Source organism: Stenotrophomonas sp. GbtcB23 (genome assembly GCF_019091045.1).
Classification (GTDB): Bacteria; Pseudomonadota; Gammaproteobacteria; order Xanthomonadales; family Xanthomonadaceae; genus Stenotrophomonas; species Stenotrophomonas rhizophila_A.
The window spans coordinates 1-4,720 of the sequence record NZ_JAGXKC010000088.1 but is presented as its reverse complement, the minus strand read 5'-3'; the positions used below and the strand labels follow the sequence as shown (position 1 = coordinate 4,720).

The 4,720-nt window shown below is 69.7% G+C and carries 6 protein-coding genes; 1 reads left to right on the top strand and 5 read right to left on the bottom strand.

The genetic code is table 11. The annotated features are described in order from the left end of the window. Positions 1–304 (top strand): hypothetical protein (locus KVS69_RS17885; RefSeq protein ID WP_217539340.1); only part of this gene is annotated, 304 nt, incomplete at its 5' end. Positions 305–390: 86 nt separating this feature from the next. On the opposite strand, the gene KVS69_RS17880 is transcribed toward KVS69_RS17885, so the two are convergent. The 5 genes from KVS69_RS17880 to KVS69_RS17860 form a co-directional block, all read right to left on the bottom strand. Continuing rightward, a complete protein-coding gene (locus KVS69_RS17880; protein ID WP_217539339.1) occupies positions 391–1,020 on the bottom strand; it encodes a superoxide dismutase family protein in 630 nt (209 codons plus the stop codon). Between the two features lie 53 nt (positions 1,021–1,073). Beyond that, entirely contained in the window at positions 1,074–1,643 is a 570-nt protein-coding gene (locus KVS69_RS17875; protein WP_217539338.1) for a superoxide dismutase family protein, read from the bottom strand. Positions 1,644–1,734: 91 nt separating this feature from the next. Continuing rightward, on the bottom strand, positions 1,735–3,183 hold the full coding sequence (gene ntrC, locus KVS69_RS17870; RefSeq protein ID WP_217539335.1) for a nitrogen regulation protein NR(I): 1,449 nt from the start codon (positions 3,181–3,183) through the stop codon (positions 1,735–1,737). Next, a complete protein-coding gene (locus tag KVS69_RS17865) occupies positions 3,173–4,234 on the bottom strand; it encodes an ATP-binding protein (RefSeq protein WP_217539334.1) in 1,062 nt (353 codons plus the stop codon). The genes ntrC and KVS69_RS17865 overlap by 11 nt, the downstream gene beginning before the upstream one ends. A gap of 160 nt (positions 4,235–4,394) precedes the next feature. After that, positions 4,395–4,720, bottom strand: a 326-nt coding sequence (locus tag KVS69_RS17860; protein WP_217539326.1) for a tetratricopeptide repeat protein, incomplete at its 5' end; no start/stop codon positions are given.

The following is a 4,720-nucleotide window of genomic DNA, read 5'->3' as shown; positions in this document are numbered from 1 at the left end:
CGGCCTGCCCAAGCGCAGCGACGTGGAGGTATTGAGGGGGCTGCCGCTGGAGCCGGGCATGCTGGCGTACCAGTCCACCAACGCCTCCGTCCTCGAAGATCCTGCATTTGCGTCGAGGACGTGGCTGATCTTCACCGCGCCGCATCCCATGGCGCCTTCGGTGGCCCGCCTGCGCACCTATGTGCCCGACGGCGAACTGCATCGTCGCCGCCAGGCGTGGGCTACGCTGTGCGAAAGCACCCCCGATGGCTGCGCCCGCCTCGATGCGTACCTGAAGCGCGCGATCAGCCGCTCTGGCGGCTAGCCGCCGCAGGAGCATGGAAACGACAACGCCGGCGGATGCCGGCGTTGTGCGTTCGGGCGTAACCGGCCAACGGCCGGCGTCACCGGTCAGGGGGCCGCTTTGATCACCGCGCAGGCCAGACGGGCGCCGGCATTGCCGGTCGGCTGGGTCTTGTAATCATCCGGATCGGCATGGACGATCAGGCCACGACCGATGATGTCGCTGTCGTTGCCTTCGCCGATGTTGACGTTGGTCGACACGGCTGCATCCACCACCGCGTTGCCTTGGGCGTCGGCCTTGATGTTGGGGATGTCGCCACCGTGGTGCGGGGTGGAGGTCACGTTGCCGTGGTCTTCCTTGCTCGGGTTGAAGTGGCCGCCAGCGCTGTCGCCGTTCGGAGCGCTGCAGTCGCCCTTCTCATGGATGTGGAAGCCGTGTTCGCTGTTCGGCTTCAGGCCGCTGACCTGGCCCTTCACGTGGACCTTGCCGTCGACGACGCTGAAGGTCACGTTGCCCTTCACGTCATTGCCTTGGGTCGGGGCCAGCTCGGCCACGGCACTGTGGTTGGCGTGCGCTTCGCTGGTCATCGCCGGCGGCGCTTCGGTGGTGCGCGCGGTTTCGGCGATCGGCGGGGTGGCGGCGGCGGGATCGGCGGCGGGCGCATCGGCCGGCTTGTTGCAGGCGGTCAGGCCGATGGCGGCAATGGCGGCGAACAGTGAGGTATGGATCAGGCGCATGTGGATCTCCTTGCGGGTAACGAGGGAAAAAGCGACGTCATTGGACAGCGCGTTCAGCGCGTGACCCGGATGACGCCGCAGGCGATTCGGGCGCCGGCGTTACCTGCCGGCTGGCTGCGGTAATCGTCGGCGTTGGCATGAACCACCAGCGCACGACCGACGATGTCGGTGGCTGCACCGCCGCCGAGGGTAACCGCTGGCAGGCGTACATCGACGCTGACCCGGCCCTGCGCGTCGGCGCGCAGGTTGTCCATGTCGCCAATGTGATGTGCCCCAGCGCTGTTGCGGCCATGCGGCTGGTTGAACGGGTTGAAATGCGCCCCCGCGCTGCTGGCGTCAACGGCACTGCAGTCGCCGCGTTCATGCACATGGAACGCCGCCGCCTGCAGCGGCCGCAGTCCACCGATGGTGCCGGTGATGTGCACGCCGCTCGCGTCCGGCACCATCACCAGGCGCCCGCTGACGATACTGGCCGACGCCGGCGCCAGGTTGGCTTCGGCCAGCTTGGCGGTGCTCACCACCGGCATGGCCGGCACCGGCGCGCTGCGCTGCTCGGGCGCGGAACCACAGGCGGCCAACACCAGCAGTGACGGGATCAGCAGGGCGAGGTGGGAACGACGCATCTGGAACTCCTTCTGTGCAAACTAACGTCATGGTCGTCCACGGACCATGAAAGGCACCGCGACGCGGTGCTTACATGCCATGGACAGGGATTCATCCGCCGCGCCGGCGCCCGGCGCCGAGCTTGCGGGTCAGCGTGTTGCGGCCCATGCCCAAGCGCGCGGCGGCTTCGGCACGGCGGCCGTGGGTGATCTGCAGGGCCGCCTCCAGCAGCGCCTGGTCCACCCGGTCGCGCACCTGCGCATGCAGGCCTTCGGCGCCTTCTGCAAGCCGTTGCCGGGCCCACGCCGAGAGCAGGGCTTCCCATTGGCTGGGATCGCCCTGCGCGCGGGTGCGCGGCCCGGCACCGCGGTGCAGCGCGCTGTCCACGTCGGCCACGCCGATGGTGTCGGAGGCGGCCAGTGCGGCCATGCGCCAGCACACGTTTTCCAGCTCGCGCACGTTGCCCGGCCAGTCGTGCTCGCGCAGCGCCTGCAACGCAGCGGCGGTGAGCCGTTTGGGCGGCGTATCCAGCTTGCGCGCGGCGGCGGCCAGGAAGGTGTCGGCCAGCTGGGCGACGTCATCGCGGCGCTCGCGCAGCGGCGGCAGGCGCAGCCGCACCACGTCCAGCCGGTGCAGCAGGTCGGCGCGGAAGCGGCCCTGCGCCACCAGCGTTTCCAGGTCCTGATGGGTGGCCGCAATCACCCGTACATCCACCCGGATCAATTCGCGCCCACCCACACGGAAGAACTCGCCCTCGGCCAGCACGCGCAGCAGGCGGGTCTGCAACGGCAGCGGCATGTCGCCGATTTCGTCCAGGAACAGCGTGCCGCCATCGGCCTGCTCGAAGCGGCCCACGTGCCGCCGTTGCGCGCCGGTGAACGCCCCGGCCTCATGACCGAACAGCTCGCTTTCCAGCAGTTCGGACGGAATGGCCGCCGTGTTGAGTGCCACGAACGGGCCCTGCACGCGCGGCGATTCGTGGTGCAGCGCATGCGCCACCAGTTCCTTGCCGGTGCCGGTTTCGCCGTTGATCAACACCGACAGCGGCGCCTGCGCGAGGCGGCCGATGGCGCGGAACAGCGCGCGCATGGCCGGCGTGTCGCCGACCAGCTGCGGGCGCTGGTCAGGCGCGGACTCCACTGACGGGAGGCTGGGCTCGACCAGGGTGGTGTCCGGCTCCGGCAGCACGCGCTGGGCCAGGGCCACCGCATCGTCCAGATCGAACGGCTTGGACAGGAATTCCTGCGCGCCGCCACGGAACGCACCGGCGGTGCTGGCCACATCGGTATAGGCCGACATCACGATCACCGGCAGTTGCGGGTGCGCGGCCTTGAGCTTGTCCAGCAACACCAGCCCGTCATCGCCCGGCATGCGCACATCGGTGAACAACAGGTCCGGGGCGGGTTGGCTGCCCAGCATCTCCAAGGCCGCCGCCGCGCCATCGAAACCTTCCACCGCATAGCCGGCATCGCGCAGCGCGGTGCACAGCACGAAACGTACCGCGCGGTCGTCATCCACTACCCAGACACGCTGGGCGGTGGCTTGGCTGTCATCCGCCATGCGCGGTCTCCTCGGCAGCGGGGGTGCCTTGCCCGATCGGCAGATGCACGGTGAATACGGTATGCCCCGGGCGCGAGCGGTAGGTCAGCGTGCCGCGGTGTTCGCGCGCCACCTGCTGGGCCAGCGCCAGGCCCAGCCCGGTGCCTTCGGCGCGGCCGCTGACCAGCGGCAGGAACAGGTGTTCGGCCAGCGCTTCGGGCACGCCGCGCCCGTCATCGGCGATTTCCAGGCGCAGCGCCATCGGCTGCAGCTGGTCGCCGATGCGCACCCCGTGTTCCACCCGCGTGCGCAGGGTGACGGTGCCGGCGCCGGCCTGGATCGCATTGCGCACCAGGTTCCACACCGCCTGGGTAAGGCGGTCGGCGTCGCCGTCGAATTCGGGAATGCTCGGGTCGTAGTCGCGCTGCAGGCGCACCGCCCAGCCGCCTTCGCTTTCGGCCAGGCGCAGCACGCGCTCCAATGAGGCATGGATGTTGAGGGGAGCATGCGGCGCGGCCGGCGCCGGGGACAGCAACTGCTCCAGCAGCCCGTTCAGACGTTCGATTTCCGAGCCGATCAGCTCGATCAGCTCGCGCTCTTCCGGGTCGCGCTGGGCGCTGCGACGGGCCAGCAGCTGGGCCGCGCCCTTGAGGCCGGCCAGCGGGTTGCGCAGCTCGTGCGCCAGGCCTTTGAGGGCGGCACTGAGTGCGCTCGGCAGCGCCTGGGTCGGGTCCAGCCCGGGGAACTCATCCACCGGGTGCGCTTCCAGCAGCCAGCCGTCTTCCTCATGCCGGCTCAGCCAGCCCTCGGCGAAGCGCGGGGCCTCCCCGGGCAGGGCCAAGGCCAGCCGGTGCAGGCGCAGGGTGTCGCGCTCGCCGCGCGCCAGGAAGTGGGCCAGCGCCTCGCCCTGTACCTCCAGCGAGGCCAGCGGCTGGCCGAGCAGGCGTCGCACGCTTACCCCCAGCCAGCGCGCAAAGGCCGGGTTGCAGCCGGCGACGCGGCCTTCGGCATCGGCCCAGGCGACAGGGGTGCCAAGGACTTCGAGGGACGGAGACGGTGGTGCGGGGGTCATTGCACCAATGTAGTGCAAAACGAGGGTCTATTTCCCCTTCCGTCCGCTGCAGGAATCCCAGAGCGACGTAACGGCATTGGCGGGCCCCCTCAGGACGTGCGCCAGTAACTCATTCGACTTCCACCAGCGTGGAGCCACGCAGGGCGTGGCGCTACAGGTGTCATCGTAGCGCCCGGCGCTGTGGGCACTCGTCCGGATCGAACAACCCGTAGGTGCGCAGGATCTCGAGGTCGGCGCGGGCCCTGCGGTATCCCTGCACTGCTGCCTCGCAGTACCAGGCGATGCTTGCCTCCTCATCCTTGGGTACACCGCGCCCGATGGAATAGAGATAGCCCAGCCGGGTCTGGGCCGGGGCGTATCCGGCGGTGGCCGCCTTGCGGTACCAGTTGAACGACTGGGGCTCGGCCTTCTGCACTCCGATGCCTTTGCCGTAGATGTCGCCGAGCCTGGTCTGCGCTTGGGTGTCGCCACCCTCTGCGGCCGCTA

Excerpts from the sequence above, each read along its gene's own strand:
- KVS69_RS17880 (WP_217539339.1), bottom strand. The coding sequence starts at position 1,020 with ATGCGCCTGATCCATACCTCACTGTTCGCCGCCATTGCCGCCATCGGC.
- KVS69_RS17865 (WP_217539334.1), bottom strand. The coding sequence starts at position 4,234 with ATGACCCCCGCACCACCGTCTCCGTCCCTCGAAGTCCTTGGCACCCCT.
- ntrC (WP_217539335.1), bottom strand. The coding sequence starts at position 3,183 with ATGGCGGATGACAGCCAAGCCACCGCCCAGCGTGTCTGGGTAGTGGAT.
- KVS69_RS17875 (WP_217539338.1), bottom strand. The coding sequence starts at position 1,643 with ATGCGTCGTTCCCACCTCGCCCTGCTGATCCCGTCACTGCTGGTGTTG.